General features: G+C 31.0%; 13 protein-coding genes. 1 reads left to right on the forward strand and 12 read right to left on the reverse strand.

Annotated elements, in window-relative coordinates; genetic code table 11:
* Positions 1-1287, forward strand: coding sequence for an opine metallophore biosynthesis dehydrogenase (locus E0E45_RS06520; protein ID WP_130890425.1), 1287 nt, complete (start codon positions 1-3; stop codon positions 1285-1287).
* A 119-nt stretch (positions 1288-1406) separates the two neighbouring features.
* On the opposite strand, the gene E0E45_RS06525 is transcribed toward E0E45_RS06520, so the two are convergent.
* From E0E45_RS06525 to E0E45_RS06580, 12 genes are all read right to left on the reverse strand, one after another.
* Positions 1407-2156, reverse strand: a complete 750-nt coding sequence (locus E0E45_RS06525; protein WP_130890426.1) for a putative ABC transporter permease — start codon at positions 2154-2156, stop codon at positions 1407-1409.
* Between the two features lie 211 nt (positions 2157-2367).
* Entirely contained in the window at positions 2368-2997 is a 630-nt protein-coding gene (locus tag E0E45_RS06530) for a cobalamin B12-binding domain-containing protein (protein ID WP_130890427.1), read from the reverse strand.
* Between the two features lie 326 nt (positions 2998-3323).
* Complete coding sequence (locus E0E45_RS06535; protein WP_130890428.1) at positions 3324-3752, reverse strand: hypothetical protein; 429 nt, start codon at positions 3750-3752, stop codon at positions 3324-3326.
* Positions 3753-3825: 73 nt separating this feature from the next.
* Positions 3826-14007 carry an autotransporter-associated N-terminal domain-containing protein gene (locus tag E0E45_RS06540; protein ID WP_130890429.1) on the reverse strand — a complete coding sequence of 3394 codons (10182 nt, stop codon included), beginning with the start codon at positions 14005-14007 and terminating at the stop codon, positions 3826-3828.
* A gap of 13 nt (positions 14008-14020) precedes the next feature.
* Positions 14021-14602: a hypothetical protein gene (locus E0E45_RS06545; protein WP_130890430.1), complete on the reverse strand. Its 582-nt coding sequence runs from the start codon at positions 14600-14602 to the stop codon at positions 14021-14023.
* 106 nt (positions 14603-14708) lie between these two features.
* On the reverse strand, positions 14709-15095 hold the full coding sequence (locus E0E45_RS06550) for an adhesion protein FadA (RefSeq protein WP_130890431.1): 387 nt from the start codon (positions 15093-15095) through the stop codon (positions 14709-14711).
* 31 nt (positions 15096-15126) lie between these two features.
* Positions 15127-15519: an adhesion protein FadA gene (locus E0E45_RS06555; RefSeq protein WP_130890432.1), complete on the reverse strand. Its 393-nt coding sequence runs from the start codon at positions 15517-15519 to the stop codon at positions 15127-15129.
* 15 nt (positions 15520-15534) lie between these two features.
* Positions 15535-16029, reverse strand: a complete 495-nt coding sequence (locus E0E45_RS06560) for a hypothetical protein (RefSeq protein WP_130890433.1) — start codon at positions 16027-16029, stop codon at positions 15535-15537.
* 18 nt (positions 16030-16047) lie between these two features.
* Positions 16048-16668, reverse strand: coding sequence for a hypothetical protein (locus E0E45_RS06565; RefSeq protein ID WP_197730050.1), 621 nt, complete (start codon positions 16666-16668; stop codon positions 16048-16050).
* Positions 16669-16699: 31 nt separating this feature from the next.
* Positions 16700-16909: a hypothetical protein gene (locus tag E0E45_RS06570; RefSeq protein WP_130890434.1), complete on the reverse strand. Its 210-nt coding sequence runs from the start codon at positions 16907-16909 to the stop codon at positions 16700-16702.
* A gap of 23 nt (positions 16910-16932) precedes the next feature.
* The gene (locus E0E45_RS06575) at positions 16933-17232 is read right to left on the reverse strand and encodes an HU family DNA-binding protein (protein WP_130890435.1); all 300 of its coding nucleotides are present in this window, start codon (positions 17230-17232) and stop codon (positions 16933-16935) included.
* On the reverse strand, positions 17232-17564 hold the full coding sequence (locus tag E0E45_RS06580; RefSeq protein ID WP_130890436.1) for an HU family DNA-binding protein: 333 nt from the start codon (positions 17562-17564) through the stop codon (positions 17232-17234). Before E0E45_RS06580 ends, E0E45_RS06575 begins: the two co-directional genes overlap by 1 nt.
* Positions 17565-17697 lie beyond the last annotated feature (133 nt).

Here is a 17697-nt window from a genome sequence, read left to right on the forward strand (position 1 = left end):
ATGTTAAAAAACTACTTTGATAATGTACTAATTGCAGGTTCTGGCCCAGTAGGAGTCAACTTATATATAAATTTTAATAAAGGATATGCTCAAAAAGTAGGGCTAAAAATCAGGAATAGTAAAAATAGCGAATTATTTTTAAAAAATTTAAAATGTAATAACAATTTTATAGAAAGTACTGCTTCAGTTAATGAAATTAATTCAATAAGTGGTAAATGCCTTTTAGAAAACTTATATATAAATTCTGAAGAACTCATTAATGAATGGGATGTTTTGATTCTCTGTACTCCCTGTGATGCCTACCTTTCAGTATTGAAAGATTTAAACTTAAAAAAATTAACCCGAATAAAAAAAATAGTATTAATTTCTCCTGAATTTGGTTCAAGTCTAATATTAAAAAGCTTTCTTAAAGATGATAAAACAATTGAATTTATAAGTTTTTCAAATTACTTTGGAGCAAGTAATTTTTCTGGTGATAATCATTGTTTAGTTATAACCAATGCTCTTAAAAAAAATGTATATATAGGAAGTACCCACGAAAATAGTTTGTTTGTTAAAAAAATAGCAGATTTTCTTGGTGAATTTAAAATAAACAGCATCTGCTGTAAAAATCAATTAGAAGCTGAATCAAAAAATATTACTTTATTTGTACATTCTCCATTTTTATTAAATAAAGTAAGTTTAGAGCAAGTTTTTGATATTGATAAAACAAAAAGATTTTTGTATAAACTTTATCCTGAAGGTCCAATAACTATGACTGTAATTCATAAAATGGTTAATCTCTATCAAGAAATATTAGAATTATATAGTGCAGTAAACCTTCCTGAATTTAATCTTTTAAAATTTTTAAATGATAGTTATCCTGTACCAGAAAATTCTATTTCAAAAAGTGATATAGAAGATTATTTAGGATTTCCTCAATTAAAAAAAGAATATTTGTTGTATGTGAGATATGCTTCTATTCTCATTGATCCATTTTCTACTCCAGGTGAAGATGGCAGATATTTTGATTTTTCCAGAGTCAGTTATTCAAAAATTTATAAGGATAAAGAAAATTTATGGAATATTCCAAGAAGACCTCTAGAAGATTATAATAAATTGAATCTAATCTGGTATCTTACCAAATTATATGGAACTAGATCAGATCAGATTTTTGAATTAATAAAAATTTATAAAGAGTATTATTTTAATTTTATTAAAACAGTTGGTGAAAAAAATATTAAAGAAAGCTGCAAACTCACAGATAGGAATTATGAAGCTGAAATAATTTATTCATCTTTAAAATAATAAAGTCAAAAAATAGTCTTCTATGATATTTTATCTTAGAAGACTATTTTATATATATTTCTTTTTCTTAATTAATAAAAATTAACTTATTCACTAAATATTTATAACAGACAACTCAGTTATTTACTATCTACTTCTTTCATAGTAGATAATGTATCTTGATCATATTTTGTAGATTTCATATCTGGAAATGATTTCATAATACGTTTTTCCAGCCATGGAATATTTTTCAGCAATTCTTCTCTTTTTCTTTTTAATTCTTCTATTTTATCCTGTGCTGTCATAAAATCTGATGATACCTTGCCTCCTATTCTGTCAGAAAATTTATGAATATCTCCAGCTATTTTTTCCAGTTTTTCTAATTTGGCATTAAGTTTTAATACAGTTTTTACTGTGACAATAAAATCTATCAATATAAATGTTCCAGCTACTCCCAAAATTATTTTTCCTGTTAATAAAGGAAGCCATGATATAACACTTTCTACAACAGGATGGATAATATCTACTACCAAAACGCAAGCAAGCCCCCATATAATTGAAAACTTTAAACAAATATAACCACATATATTAAAAGGTACATCTGAATAATCCCACCATCTATAATGAAATATTTTTTCAAGAACAAATCCTGTAAGAAACTCCAGTATAGAAGTTAATATCATAGAAGCTATAAAGAGTATAAACATATTATTTTTTAATGGAAAAACAAAATACATAATAGTCATAACTCCCACACCATATATTGGACAGTAAGGCCCATTTAAAAAACCTCTATTAATAAATTTTCTAGTATTAAGAGTTGCATAGCATACCTCTACACACCACCCTAAAAAAGAGTAAATCAAAAAATAAAATAAGTATCTGTACATTTTTCCTCCTTAATATTGAAATTTATATTTCAATTCTAACATTTTTTTGTTTTTTTATAAACTAAAAAATATTTTAATTTTTATAAATACACAATATAATATACAATACTTATTTTTATATTTTCTTACTATAAAGTCATAATTATAAATAGTTTTCTTTATATAAAAAAAAGCTGAGTAACATTTAAAAAAATGTTTTACTCAGCTTTTTTTATACATTTAATAACTTTTCTGCAACTTCCACTGCACTTACTGCATCTGCTGAATAAGCAGCACTCATACTTTTTGCTATTTCTTCAGTTAAGGGAGCTCCTCCTACCATTATCTTTAAATGTTCTGTTACCCCTTTTTCTCTCAAGTATTCAAGAGTCATTTTCATAACTTCCATTGTTGGAGCAATCATTGCTGAGAGCATTAATATATCAGGAGAATATTTTTTAATATATTCTTCTATTTTTTCTTGAGGAACATCTACTCCCATATCTATTACTTGAAATCCATTACTTTCCAACATTAATATACATAGATTTTTTCCTATATCATGAAAATCCCCCTGAACACTCCCTGCCAGTATTTTTCCTTTTTTCACAATATCCTCATCTTTCAGAAGAGGCTTTAATATTTTTACACTCTTTTCCATAGTCTTTGCAGATTCCAGCACATCATACATAGTAAGAGTTTTTTCTTTAAACATTTCTCCAGCCCTAGTCATTCCTTTTAATAATGATTTAGTCAGTATGTCTTTTGGAGCAATTCCTTTATCTAAGGCTTCCTGTGTAAGTTCCTCTATATTTTCACCTTTTATAAGCTTTTCTGAAATTATTTTCAATATATTTTCCACTCTATCACCCCTCTAATTATATTATTTATAATTTAATTATATTCTATTGCAAAGAAATTTGGAATATGTTATTTATTTTATTATAAAATTATTTTGTATCTATATGATTATCGGACTTATATATTTTATGATATTGTTGAAAGTTTAAAACAGCTCCTTTATTTATTTTTTACATTAATAAAAAAATTCATAAAAATTAAATGGTTTGAGCTTAGCAAAATACTAAATTCAAACCATTTATCATTTTATTCTCTATTTGACTAGATATACTGAATATGATACTGCTAATATACATCCTATTAACATCTTTTTCATTTTCTTTCCCTTTATTTATTTTCTTCTTTTTTCTTTGGATCTTCTACCTTTATATATTCTTTTAAAGTATCATTTATTTTATATTTTTCTACTAATTCATTTATTACTTTTACCTTTTCTTCACCTAGTTTTTGATTAAATAATGCCTGTTGAAGTTGTGGATATACTTCTACTGTATTCTTATCTTTTAATATTTCTGTATTATTTTTATATACTTCTAATAACTCGTAATCATATATTTTTACTGTTTTCTGCGCTATTGAATTAAGATAGAATTCTATTTCCATATTAAGTTTCATTTCCTCAAGATACTTTTTTTCCTCCTCTGTATATTCTTTCTTTTCCATTTCTGCAAGGATAGCTTTTCTTACTAAAAGCTGTGCAATAGCATCCTTATTTTCTCCTAAAGTTTCCAATTCTTTTTTTGTTAATTTAATCATTGTTATCTCCTCCAAGTTATTATGATTTTTTTATTTCTCTTTGTTAAAAAACTTTTTTTATAATATTTTAATACTAGAATTTGTAATTGAATCTTACTCCATATTTTACTGATGAATCTTCTCTGTTTCCTTCATCTGCTGCCTCTACTTCAAATGTTACTCCCATATAGTTGGCTTTCTCCACTGTTAGTCCTACTTTTCCTATTAGTTTTCCTTCTCTTCCATCTGGAGTAATTAAGCTGTAGTATCCTTCTCCTCCATTTTTTAGTCTCGCTTTATTTCCATCATAGTTATCTCCAAGTTCATATGCATACTTTACATCTGCTGTTACTTTTACTGATACATCATTTCCTGCATAGATTCTTTGGGATGCTTTCACTCCTGCTCCCAGTTGTGCGCTTAAGTAGTCATTATCTTTAATCTGTACTTCAAGTCCGCCATTGCTTCCTGCACTTTCTGTAAAGCCATCTACTTTTCCATACTCTAAATCTAAATCTGCATATATATCCAATTCCCTTGATAAATCTGTATAGATAACTTTTGTTATTCTGTTATCAAGTGCTACAGAGTAAGTATTGTACTCTCCCTTATTCTCAAATGTTTCATGAAGGTTAAGTTTTCTCTCAGCTATATGTCTGTTGTATCCTAGTTCTATTCTTGATAACCATGATACTTTATGCTCTTCGCTTAGATTTTTAACTCTATGTACTCCTGCTCTCAATGAATATACATCCTCTTTTGAATCATTTTCAAATTCAAATTTCGATCCTGTAAATCCTAGTGTATATCCATATTTGCTTCCATACTCTGTTCCTTCTTTTTCTTTCATGTAAAGAAGACCCATTATCTTGTAATCATAATCTTCTATTCCTAAAGTTGGATCTTTGTAATCACCATCAGTATAGATTACACTATACTTACTGCTGTCTTTAGTTAGATTGTATGATGATTCAAGTTCATAGAAAGAGTTATCAAATGCTCTGTTGATATCCTGCATTCTTCCCTGAATAGTTGAATAGATATCTCCTCTTGTTTCTGCAAGTTTTCTAGAAGCTTCTCCTTCAAATTGATCTGCAGAAAGTCCTTCCAAGTATGCATTCAATCCTTTTAATATCTCTGCATCTTTTCCTATTCCTCCACTGTTAGCAAGAATATTATCAAGTCCTTTATCCAATGCATCAAACTGTGTTCCTATTGTCAAATCTGCATATGGTCTTTTTGCAATAGTAAGATCTCCATCTCCTGTCACTTTTGCAATAAATAGAGGTGATGTTATAGGAGTAAACTTTGTTCCATCTACTGTTTCTGATGCTACATTTACAAAATCTTGTATTACATATGTGATTCCATTTCCTGTCAGCGCAAAGTTTGGAAGAATATTTACCTCTCCACTTACACTTTGAGCATTAAATAAAGGTATTCCAGTTGTTACATCTACATATGCACCATTTATTTTTAAATCTCCATCTACTGAAAGTGATCCTCCTGCAAGTGACACATATTTATCATTAATAGTTACAGTTCCATCTGATTCTATCTTGACACTTCCTACTTCTGCACTTCCCACACCTGTATTTTCAACTTTTGTCCCTGAATATCCAGGTATAACTACAATATTTCCTGTATTTTCAAGAACTCCTTGTCCTTCTATTCCTATTCCATTTTTTACAGTTATAAGTCCATTATTTTGGAATTTTGCACCTATTCCTACTACCATTCCAGAACCTTTATCTACATTAATAACTCCATTAGTGTCATTAATTATTGAAGATCCTGAATATGCTGCCATTCCTACTGTTGTTGCTCCATAAGTACTATCTACACTTCCTAAATTGATAATTCCAGTATTTACAGCTACAGCTCCTTTTTGTACAAGAATTCCTACTCCGCCTTTATCAACAGTGATAGTTCCTCCATTTGTAATCTTTGTTCCAATTCCGCTTCCATAAATACCTACTGAAAAATCATGCTCTACATTTATCGTTCCTGTATTATTTACTGTAGTTCCATTTGCTACATATATCCCCACTGAATTTAGATGGTTTTTAGCATTATTTGGCTCTCCATTTACATCTGTTTCTCCTACAGTTATTATTCCACTATTAGTCACTATATTTTTTCCATTTGAGTAAATTCCTACTGCTGACATTCCTAGATTCATACTAGCAATATTATTAATTGTAGCTATATTATTTGTTACTTCTTCTGAAATTATATTTCCCTCTGCATCTTTAGTAACTTTAGTCTGCTGTACATAAATTCCATATCCATTATTTCCTACAGTCCAGTTTCCTGCAGATGTTGAAATTATTCCACTTCCAAAAGTCTTATAGATTCCTACTGAACCTGTATCTCCTTCCCCAGTTCCTTTCCCTGTTATAGTCATAGCTCCATCATATGTTACATTTCCATTTCCTTCACTTACAATACCTATACTTGTATTTGTGCCAACACTCATGTTTCCTGTTACATCTGTATTCATTCCTTTGGCATATACTCCTATAGAATTGTTATCTCCAAGAGTTATTCCTGTTGTTGTCATTGATAAAATAATATTCCCAGTTCCAGAACCATAGATACCTACTCCATTATCTCCTACAGTCATAGTTGTTCCACTTTGACTAATATTTCCAGTCATATTTGTTCCATAGATTCCTATACTGTTATTTCCTACTGCAAGATCCCCAGTAGTTCCTGTATATGAACCTCCTTTTAAAGAAACTCCTATTGATGAATCTGTAAGTGAACTAGCTGTACCAACTGATATATCTCCAGCTACATTAATTGTACTATTTTCTCCATATATACCAATATTGCTGTCTCCATTTCCTACTGCAATTCCTCCTGATGCTATAGTGAAAACAGAGTTTCCTTTTGCCATTACTCCTACCTGATTACTTCCAGAAGTTCCGATATTAATTCCAGCAGCTGTAGTTCCTGTTGTTCTATCTAATACTGTTCCTATTGAATAACTTCCTGCTTGTGTTACTGTTGGCAGTGATGCTATTGTTCCTGCATTCTCATAATAGACTCCCACAGAATATTTTGCTGGATCAGTACCTGTTTCTGCAATTCCACTTTGAACTACAATATTTGTTCCTGTAAATGATGAACCTGTTCCTTTTACATATGCTCCTATTCCACCATTCTTAGCTGTTATTGTTGAACCTGTACCACTTACATTTCCTCTTGCTGCTACTATTCCTATTTGATTATCAGCTGTGATATTTCCTGTGAAACTTATTGAGGTACCTACAGTAGAATACAAATATATCCCATCTGTTCCTACTGTAATATTAGAAGCATTTATGCCTGCTACTGTTGTTCCTGCCCCTTCAGCATATACTCCTATTCCACCTTTTCCAGCTTTAATTTCTGTTGTTCCTGCCAAAATTACATCAGAACCACCACTTGCTACTATTCCTATTGCACTCTTACCTGTACCTGAATCTCCTACTGTAATAGTTCCAGCTATTGTAATTGGAGAAGAAGTTGTTCCTGTTGCCATTACTCCTATACTTTCATCTCCTAGAGTAATAGTTCCTGCATTAATATCTAATGGTAAAGGTGATGAAGTAGTTCCATCAAGAACTAATCCTGTATTTCCTTTTCCTCCTGTTGAAGTTATGTTATTTGCAGTAAGTCCACCTGTTGCTCCTTTGATATATACTCCTATTCCATTATCTCCTGTCATAGTCATATTATCATTCTTCACTGCTTTTCCACTAGCTGTAGCATATATTCCTATTCCATCTGTTCCTACTTCAACAGTTCCTGTACTATTTATCTCTGCTATATTTGTATATATTCCTATAGAAGAGTCCCCTCCACTTGATTTTCCACTAGCTGTAATAGTTCCAGCATTATTTATTGTTATACCTCCTGATGGAGTACTATTTCCTTCTACAGCTGCAAGTCCTATTCCTCCTGATTTAGCTGTAATATTTCCTATGTTAGTTATATTTTTATCTGCTATAATTCCAACGTCATATTTACCAAGAAGTCCTGTTCCTCCTTCACCTATATTTAAATTACCAGATGAAGCTAAATCTCCATTTACAGTTGCTGCCAATGATCCTGAACCTGTTGTAGATATATTATTTCCAAAATTAAGAGTTCCTCCATTGTTGTAAACTCCTATTCCTCCATCAATTCCAAAATTAAATGTCAGAGTTTCTGTTGTTCCAAGGTTAGCTGTTCCTCCATCTACATATATTCCTGTACCACCATTTATATTAAGTACACTTTTTCCTGTTGTAAGAGCAGTTCCATTGGCTACATAGATACCTATTCCTCCAACTGTATTTACAGTTCCATTATGAGTAAGATCTATTCCTGATCCAGTTCCATCTAAGTAGATCCCTACTCCATCTTGAGCGCTTACAATTACATTACTCATTGTATATGATCCTACTGCACTATTTAAAAGGATTCCTATTGATGTTCCTCCTGGTGCCTTTTTTTCTGTTGTTATATTAGCTCCATTAAATGATACACTATTGTCAAGAACATAAACTCCAACAGAATTCTCTCCTGTTGTTACATTTCCAGAAATTACTGAATTGCTACTAGCTGCAACTCCTACTGCTCCTGTTCCTGTAACATTTACATTAAAGTCAATATTTGCATTTTCTCCAAATACTCCTACTCCTCCTGAAGCTATATCTAAAGTTCCTGTATTAGTCACAGTTCCAGCTGTTGTATCTTTCAGATAGATTCCAATTGCATCTGATTTGATAGTTCCTCCAGTTCCATCAAAACTATTTCCTGTACCTTCTATATATACTCCTGTTCCTGTTGTTGTCCCTGTTGTTGTTGTTCCTTTTTCTACTTTTATCTCTCCACTATTCTTTCCTGAACTTCCATCTGTTATATACATTCCTAGATTATTTCCAACAGTAATTATACCTTGATTTTCTACTGAAGCATCTGTCCCTTTCGATGCCATTCCTACCATTGAACCTGTTGCTGCAGTTAATTTAATCTCCCCACTTACTGAGTTAATTCCTGTTCCACTAGCTGCAGCATAGATTCCAATTCCATTTGCTGTATCTTTTAATTCAATAGTTCCATTTGAAGTTAGAGTTGAATCTCCTCCTACATATGAGGCTATACTATTTGAGGCAGGTACTATTGATGTAATGTTAGAATCATTTACTAAAGTTATTCCATCTGCTGCATATATTCCTACACCATTTTTTCCTGTAAGCTCAATCTCAGATTCATTTGTTACAGGTCCAGAGGCAGTTCCTTTACTATAATACACTCCTATATTATTATCATCTGAAAAATTATCTACAGTAATTAATCCTCCAGTTGCATATGCACCATCTGTAAGGTACATTCCTGTTCCTTTGTTAGATATACTAGCAGTTCCTATATTTAGGGTAAGTCCTGTATTATCTATAACTACAGCTCCTCCACTTCCATATACTCCTATTGCATCAGTTTTAGCTGTAACAGTTCCTTTTATTTTTGATTCTCCATCTATGAATACTCCTGTTGTTTTATCTCCCTCTGCTGTTACTTTTACATCTAAACTATTATTTCCTTTAGAATAAATTCCTATTGCTCCATTTTCAACCTTAAGTTCTCCTGTTCCTTTAAATGTACTTCCTGCTCCAGCATTTTCTAGATATATTCCTACTGTTTTATTTCCTTCTGTTCCTACTGCAGTTGGAATACTTCCACCATCTATTGTTACTGTTTCTCCTCCAGCTATCTCTACAGTAGAATTTTTTCCATATACATAGATATTTTTATTTGCATTGTCATTTTGAAAAGTAAAAGTATTTGTAAAGTTTACATTTGCACCTTCTGCATAAACTCCTATACTTGAGTTATGATTAGAGAAATTTATATTAGCCCCAGTTATTTCTGCTGTTGCATCATTTCTAACATAGATTCCTTTAGCTCCATCTACATTCAGATTAATTATCCCTGTATTTGTTACTTTACCATTAGCTCCCTCTGCATACATCCCTATTTGAGAAGAATTACCAATATTAATTATTCCATTACCTGTTTCATTAGCAATAGATGTATCTTTACCATACATTCCTATTGCATTTTTACTTGTTCCAAGATTGATTGTTCCCTTATTTGTTCCTGCAGCTGCTCCTGTATCTCTCTTTGCAACAAAAATACCTATTCCTTCTGCTCCAACAGTTAACTTTCCAGATGATTTAACTGTCATATCTTGTACATATATAGCTGTTCCTTTTACAAAATTTGAGGCATCTATAGTTAAGGTTATTTCTTTGTTGTCACTTCCAGTTGATGAGCCTTTATAGAAAATACCTGTTTTTCCATTAATATCCACTGTATTTTCTTTGCTTTCTAAAGTAACAGTAGTAGCTGTAATTTTTGAGGTTCCATCAACCATTACTCCTATTCCATCTGAACCAAGTTTTAATGTTCCAAGTTCTGCAACCTCACTTCCTTCTGTCGCGTAGATTGCTACTCCACCACTTCCTACTGTGATACTTGAGTCATTATAAATTTGAGCTTTTTTCCCATAAATACCTACAGAAGTAGCAGAATCATTTGAATCCCCTACTATTATTCCTGACTGATTTAATACTTGTGCACCAATTGTTCCTACAGAAGTGTTATTATTATCTGCATAAATTCCTATGCTTCCTTCTCCATCTAGGAATATAGTTCCCCCATTATAAATAGTTGTTGTCCCTTGACCTAATGCAGCTGAACCATATTCATCTATTACTGCATTCCCATTCTCATCTTCTCTATATGCCATTCCTAAAATACCTATAGATTGATTTCCTCCTACTGCTATAATTCCTGTGGCATTATATACTGTACTTCCATTTACTGCATATACTCCTACTGCATTATCATTTGCAGTATTTCCATTATCTTTTTCTCTTTCAACTTTTATCCGACTATCTCCATTTAATGTTACAAATCCATAGTTTATATAAGCTCCTATTGCTCCTGCTTCTGCTCCATTTCTATCAGCAGTAATAATAGTTGAACCCTCCAAATCTATTCTCGTTTCGTTAGCACTGGTAGCTAATTTGCTTGAATTCATTTCCAGTCCAACTACTTGATTATTATATTTTTTTGCCTGTTCATCAGTAAGAACTGCAGAAATTTTACTATTTTTTGCAGTTGCCTTAAGTCTTTGTCCTAAGAATCTATTATAGTAAAAGTTTCCAGCTATTTTAGCTAGATCTGTTTCTTCTCCTGTTCCCGTTTTATCCAAGTCTCCAATAGCAATCTCTCCACCATCAACTGCTGCTATTTTATAGTTAGTAGCTGTACTATGACTTAAAAGATCATTAAGGTTCACATTCCCTAAAGCTTCTCCAAGAGAATTCTTTATACTGTCTTCCAATCCATCTGTACTTAATTTCTTTGCATTCTTTAAATTAAATACAATAACTTTATCATCATTTGCATTAATTCTTGAATCCTCATCTAATATGATTGGAGCCACTACTCCTTCTGCAAGATCAAAGTCAAATGCTGTAGAACTTCCATTAAGTGTTATAGTGGCACCACTTAAGTCTATTTTTCCTGTTCCATCTGAATAAACAGCATATCCTGAGCCATTAAATTTTAAATTTCCTCTTGATAAATTTATATTTGTACCTTCTCCGAATGCTGCTACTCCTGCTGCTCCTTCTGTTACTATAATATCAGCATCACTAAGATTTAGATTTGCTCCACCCTCTGCATATACAGCTAATCCTTTTGCTGTTGATGATGTATCATCTATTATTATACTTAACTGATTTCCAGAATTTGATGTTATTTGTCCTCCATTACTGTATATTCCTGTAGTTCCACCTGTCCCTTTTAAAGCAACAGTTCCATTAATATTTGTTATACCTGTATTATATATTCCAGAAGATGAACCGCCTTCTACTGTTACACTTCCTCCAGATATAGTAAATGTCCCTTTATTATATATTCCTGATTTATTATTTCCTGCTCCAAGAACTTCTATAGTTCCGCTATTCTTCCCATTAGCTGAATCTAGAACTGCTATTCCTACATTATTACTTCCATCTCCTGTTATTTTTACAGTTCCTGTATTTTCTACAGAAGCATCTCCAGTTCCACTTGCAAGAAGTCCAGTAAAGCTTTTTAAAGTACTGCTCAATACTGCATTATTTATTATCTTCCCAGTTTTAGTCGCCTGAGCAAATACATTTCCTGTCTCCCCAGATTCAGAAGATATATCTTTATCTATTTGAATTCCATACTTATCACTTCTGATAAGAACACTGTTTGTAGCTCCAGCACCAAAACTAAATGTTCCCATAGTTGTGCCGTTTAACAACATATCATTTGGATTATTTGTTGAATACTCAGCATTTCTTAAGAAACCTACAACATTTTCTCCAGTAACTTCTATATTTAATTTTGAAATATTATCTATTGGATTGATATTTTTTCCACTTGATAAATATTTTGAAATAGATACTCCTACATTCTTTTTTCCACCAACAGTAATTTTTGTTGGAGAACCATTTAAATCAGTACCAGAAGTTATTGTAACTCCCTTATCAAAATATGTTGCTCCAAAACCTGAGCTGCCAAAAACATCTTTCATTCTTAAACCATAGTTATTTTCCCCATTAATTTCAATATTTCCAACAAATACATCAACCAATAAATTATGTTGATTGAATTGTCCAAAATCAATACCTATACTGTTATGGCTGTTGATAACTATTTTTCCTTTATTAACTGTTTTATTTATTCCACCATTTGCATTTGGAGAATTTTCAGTATCAATCATTATTCCAATTATATTATTTCCATCTGCAAGGGTTATAGTTCCCTGATTTTCAAATATTGAATATGCTCCTAAATTACAATTCATATTCCATAATTGATGTTCTACTCCAACTAAAATATTTACATTATTTGGAACTGTAATTCCATGTAATTCCAAAGTACCAGTGAATTTAGCTGTTCTAGGTCCTGATTTATCCACTCCATCATACGATCCTCCAATTCCTCCAACTCCAGCAGGATTATGACTTAAAAATATCTTGACATTATTTCCTCCACCTGTATCTGTCATTACATAATTCCCGCCAATATCAGCATCATGATCTCTAAGCTCATTGATAAAGGCATTTAAAGGAACGGTAGTAGAACCATTTCCTAGTGAATACGTTCCTGCTGTTGCAGGATAGTTACTTCCATTACTGCTTGTTGTCACTGTTATTGTTCCACCTGTCCAAGTTGTTCCACTATTTCCTGTTGTTATTACAACAGGAACATCTGTCTTATAAGTATCATAGTTCTGTATAATGATATTATTCTTAGGCATACCTATAGCTGATCCTTGAGAAAATCCCCCTCCTATAAACGATATTACTGGAGGGTCAAAATTCTCTGGAACCTTTACTTCTGGCGCTCCTGGTTTGACTGGTGGTGTTATTGTTGTTGGAATAAATCCTTCTGGTGGTTTTGGTGCCTCTACTGATATATCTTTTTTTTCTGGAATTTCTAGAGTTATTACCTCAAGTTTTGATACTGTTATCTTATCAACTGGTGATGGGGGTGTTACTGTTACTGTCACTCCTGACGGCAGTGTTATTGGACTCAATCCTGAAAAAGATATTGGATCTATTTTTGGTGTTGATACAGTTATTACTCCTGGTAATCCACTTAAAGTTACTACTGGTGCTGATACATTTACTGATACATTTGGATTAATTTCTGGTAATACTGGTTCTACTGGTTTAATATTTGCTCCTACTTCTATTGTTTCTCTAAATATTTGTGTATCTACAGCCACTCCATTTCCTGCTATCAATTTATCTTTTCCTATGTTTCCTGTAGATTTTAATATACTTCTTCCACTTTTTATTCCATAATGCTTGTTTATTGCATCTATTGTTTCTGAAAACTCTTTATCTGTTACATCTTTCATTTTTCCACTATCTAAATGCTGATAGCTGAAAAAAACTTGTGTACTATTGAATAAAGGCTTAGAGTAAAAATCTCCCTTTCTTACAAGTTCTACAAAGTTTGAATTATATTCTTTTATTAATCTCTCATTTTCTGCTATTTTTCTCTTTATTTCTTCGCGCTCTGTTTGTATTTTACTTAAAAGATCTCCTTTACTTTCCTGTATCTCCTCTGCTGTTATTTCTGCTCCTAATGATATTCCACCTGTTATCATGAAAGCTATCAAAAGAGCAAGAGAATAACTCACTTTTCTTTTTAGAAATCTTTTTAGAGATTTTTCAATGTCGCCTTTTCTCATATATCTTTCCCCCTTAGTTTCCTATTCTTATTTTTTGTTCCATCTTATCTAGTCTGCTCAAGTATTCATTAAGCTTCTCATTTTCATGTAATAGAAGTTCAATCTCACTGTTATCAGACTCAAATTCATCATATACTTCATCATATTTCTGACTTAAGAATACTCTTTTTTCATTTGGATTTATTCCTATTGCCTCTTCTAATTTCATGATTTCTTTTTCCTCTTCCCTTAAGAATACCATTCTGTCTTTTCCTATTTTTAGCGCTTCTTTTGCTGCTGCCATTCTTGCTTCAGGTGTATTCTCACTTCTAAATACTTTTTCCTCAAGTGATTCATTCTGATTTCTTCTTATATCTTCAATTATTTTTTTCCCTTTTCTCTCTTCTTCCTTTGCAGCAGAAATTCTTGCTTTCTCAGCTTCTTCCTCTGCCTTCTTTGCATCTTCAATAGCTTTCTGTTTTGCCCTTTCCTCTGCCTTTATCTCTCTTCTTATCTCTTCCAAAACTTTCATTCCTTCTTTTTCGCTTATTTCTTGCGCATAAAGACTTGTTCCTAATATAGACAAAAGAAAAATGCCTGCAATTATTTTTTTCATAAATCCTCCCTCTGTTTCTTTATTATTGATTAGTTTTTTATAAAGCTTTTATAAAAAATAAAGGCATTGTGAAATAAGAGCACAATACCTTTTCAATACTTAATGTTTATCTTAAACTTTTTAATTGGTTAAATTCGAATACTTTTCTCTCTTCTATTTTTACCTGTTTATCTATATCGCTTACAAATACTTGGTATTGCTTTAATATTTTTTTTACTTCTTCATTGTAAATACTTTTTCCTTCCATATTCATAAGCATTTGAGTTCTTTCATTACTCTTCCCTTTTAATGTCGTTAATAAATTCAAATTCTCCTGTGCTGTTTTTGCTATCATTTCTTCCTGCTTGAATCTCTCATTTTCCTTCTGCTCCAGCATCTTCAGTTCTGCCTCAAGTTGTGAGAATTTACTGTCTAATGTCATATCTGCTGCTGCTAGATTTGCTGATATTAATATTGCGCCTAATCCCAATAATATACTTTTTTTAATTTGCATAATTCTTTCTCCTTTGATTTAAAATATTTTTTTATTTACTTTTATTTGTTTTTAATGCTTCTAATTGTCTAAATCTATTAATTATATTTTCCTGCTCTTTCATTTGCGCTTCTAAATCTTTTAAAGCTGCTTGATATTTTGATGCAAGCTCTCCATATTGCTCTTTATAGAATTTCACATCTTTCATTTGATTTAATTTTGCTACTTTTTCTGATAATTGATTGTATATTTCTCTTTGTTTAGCCAAAGTTGATTGTGCTGCTTCTGCTATCTTTTTCTCTGTATTAAATTTTTCCTGCTCTTTTTGTATCAATAGATTGTATTCCTGTTCCAAACCTTTGAAACGCGCTTCAAGATTATCCACTTCTGCTCCCATCATTGATGCTGATAATACAATTGTTCCTAGTACTAATAGTTTTTTCATAAATCCCTCCAAAGTTTATTTTTTATTAAGTTCTTCTAGTAAATTTAATTTCTCTATTATTTCTTTTCTTCTCTCTTCCCCTATATTCTTATTTCCAAGTTCTTTATTCATTTTATTCAACTCTTCAAACAGTTCTTCTTTTGTCATTTTTTTAAGTCTTGCTTCCTCTTTCAGCTTCGCTTCTTCTCTCAATCTTTTTTCTTCTTTTATTCTTTCTTGTTCCCTTAATTTCTCCTGCTCTTTTAGCTTCTCTTGTGCTCTTATTTTTTCTTGTTCCTTTAACTTTTCTTCTTCCCTTGCTCTTTCTTGAGCTTTTAGTCTTTCCTGCTCTTTTATTTTTTCTTGTTCTCTTAACTTCTCTTGTTCTTTTAATTTATTCTTTTCCATTGCCAGGTTTAGTAATCTCTGCCTATTTTGATCCATATTTTCTGCACTTGGTCTGCTGTTTTGATTTGAACATCCTATCAATATTAAAGAAAGTAATAAAGAAGCTAACACTGCTTTTTTCATAGACATTTCCTCCATTTGCTAATTACTTTTATTTTCTTCTTCTACTTTTTCACTTTTTATTTTTTCTTCTTTTACTTCTTCTTTCATTATTTTTTCATCTTTTGCTTTTTCATCTTTTTTTACTTCTTCTTTATTTACTTTTTCATCTTTTATGATTCCTTCTGCTTTTAAAATATCATTGAGTTTATATTTTTCAATCACAGAATTATAGTAATCTACTTGAGCTTTTGTAAATTTTTCATTTGCTAAATTCTGATACAAAAGTGGAAGTGTCTCTTCTAATGTCTTGCTGTTATATCTTTCTTTATTTTTCTCATAATAATCTTGTACTTCTTTATCTGTTACAGCAGTTTTTGATTTCAGTTCTCTCTCTACAAAGTAATTAACCTTTAGATTTTCCTGAGCCTTTTTTATACTCTCTATCTCTTCTGGTGTATATTGCGCATTATCAGCTTCTATCACTAATGCTTTATACACTAGTATTTTCGCTATTTCATCTTTATCCAGTTGTTTTTCTTTATCTGTTAAAGTTATTTTTTCTTCTTTTTTCACTGAAGTATCCTTAGTTGAATCACATCCCACCATTATTACTCCAAGTATAAAAACACAAATAATTCTCTTAAATATTTTCATTGACATTTTCTATTTTTTCTCCTTTTATGTGTACTTATTAATCTATCTTTCCTCTTATTTCATTCATTAGTTGTTCATTTTTTTCTTGATATGTCATAGTTTTTGCCTCTTTCTCTTTAGATGTTTCCATATAGGCTTTTCTTCTCTGCTCTAGTATATATCTGGGATCATCTTTATTTATATTTTGACTTGAGCAACTTACAAAAAAAATACAGCATGGTATAACTGACAAAATAAATTTCTTCATATTTCTTTCTCCTTTAATTAAAATTATTTAGACATTTCATTTATTTTCTTTATTATATTTTTAGCTATAACAAATTTTACTGTTTTAGGTGGAGTTATTGTCATTCTTTCTCTAGTTGATGGATTACTTATGACCCTCTCCTTTTTTTGTAATATTTTAAATTTTCCCTTTTTTTGTAATTTTACTTCTCCATCTTTTAATAAACCAACTTTTAAAGTTTCAAAAAAAACTTCTAAATCCATTCTAGCTTCTTTTAAATTTTTTATTTCTCCATTATGAGAAGTTTTTTTTCTATATTCATTAATAAAACTTTTTTTATTCATTAGCTTTCACATTCCTTTTCATTAAGCAGTTTTTTTAAATTATCCCCAGCAGCAAATTTTATTATTTTTTTTGGAGGTATCATTTTCTTTTCAAGCATATAACTACTTTCCCCTTTCTTTTTAAATGGAAGAACAACTCTCCTTGGGTTAGTTTCTCTTAATTCAAACTTTCCAATTCCCTTAAAAATTACTTTTTTCTCTTTTAAAAGCGATTCTATAAGGGTTTCCCATATAGAATCTATTTTCTGTTTTGCTACTTTTGCTGATGCTATTTTTTCACCTTTTTCTCTATATAAATCTACATAGAGTCTTAAAAAATCTTTCTCCCTCATCTTTCCCCCTCTCTATTATTTTCTCTATTCCACGTTTTTTAAAGTGTTCTCGTTTATGTATAAATGCGAACACTTGCAAAAATATTTTTGTAATTTTATATTAAAAGAACGTTTATTTTGAAGAACTTTACTT

Origin of the sequence: Fusobacterium ulcerans ATCC 49185, assembly GCF_900683735.1 — a bacterium.
Taxonomy (GTDB): Bacteria; Fusobacteriota; Fusobacteriia; order Fusobacteriales; family Fusobacteriaceae; genus Fusobacterium_A; species Fusobacterium_A ulcerans_A.

What these genes read in the sequence shown, in the direction of transcription:
- E0E45_RS06520 (WP_130890425.1), top strand. Translation starts at nt 1, where the DNA reads ATGTTAAAAAACTACTTTGATAATGTACTAATTGCAGGTTCTGGCCCA.
- E0E45_RS06550 (WP_130890431.1), bottom strand. Translation starts at nt 15,095, where the DNA reads ATGCAAATTAAAAAAAGTATATTATTGGGATTAGGCGCAATATTAATA.
- E0E45_RS06555 (WP_130890432.1), bottom strand. Translation starts at nt 15,519, where the DNA reads ATGAAAAAACTATTAGTACTAGGAACAATTGTATTATCAGCATCAATG.
- E0E45_RS06525 (WP_130890426.1), bottom strand. Translation starts at nt 2,156, where the DNA reads ATGTACAGATACTTATTTTATTTTTTGATTTACTCTTTTTTAGGGTGG.
- E0E45_RS06580 (WP_130890436.1), bottom strand. Translation starts at nt 17,564, where the DNA reads ATGAGGGAGAAAGATTTTTTAAGACTCTATGTAGATTTATATAGAGAA.
- E0E45_RS06560 (WP_130890433.1), bottom strand. Translation starts at nt 16,029, where the DNA reads ATGAAAAAAGCAGTGTTAGCTTCTTTATTACTTTCTTTAATATTGATA.
- E0E45_RS06540 (WP_130890429.1), bottom strand. Translation starts at nt 14,007, where the DNA reads ATGAGAAAAGGCGACATTGAAAAATCTCTAAAAAGATTTCTAAAAAGA.
- E0E45_RS06570 (WP_130890434.1), bottom strand. Translation starts at nt 16,909, where the DNA reads ATGAAGAAATTTATTTTGTCAGTTATACCATGCTGTATTTTTTTTGTA.
- E0E45_RS06575 (WP_130890435.1), bottom strand. Translation starts at nt 17,232, where the DNA reads ATGAATAAAAAAAGTTTTATTAATGAATATAGAAAAAAAACTTCTCAT.
- E0E45_RS06545 (WP_130890430.1), bottom strand. Translation starts at nt 14,602, where the DNA reads ATGAAAAAAATAATTGCAGGCATTTTTCTTTTGTCTATATTAGGAACA.
- E0E45_RS06535 (WP_130890428.1), bottom strand. Translation starts at nt 3,752, where the DNA reads ATGATTAAATTAACAAAAAAAGAATTGGAAACTTTAGGAGAAAATAAG.
- E0E45_RS06565 (WP_197730050.1), bottom strand. Translation starts at nt 16,668, where the DNA reads ATGTCAATGAAAATATTTAAGAGAATTATTTGTGTTTTTATACTTGGA.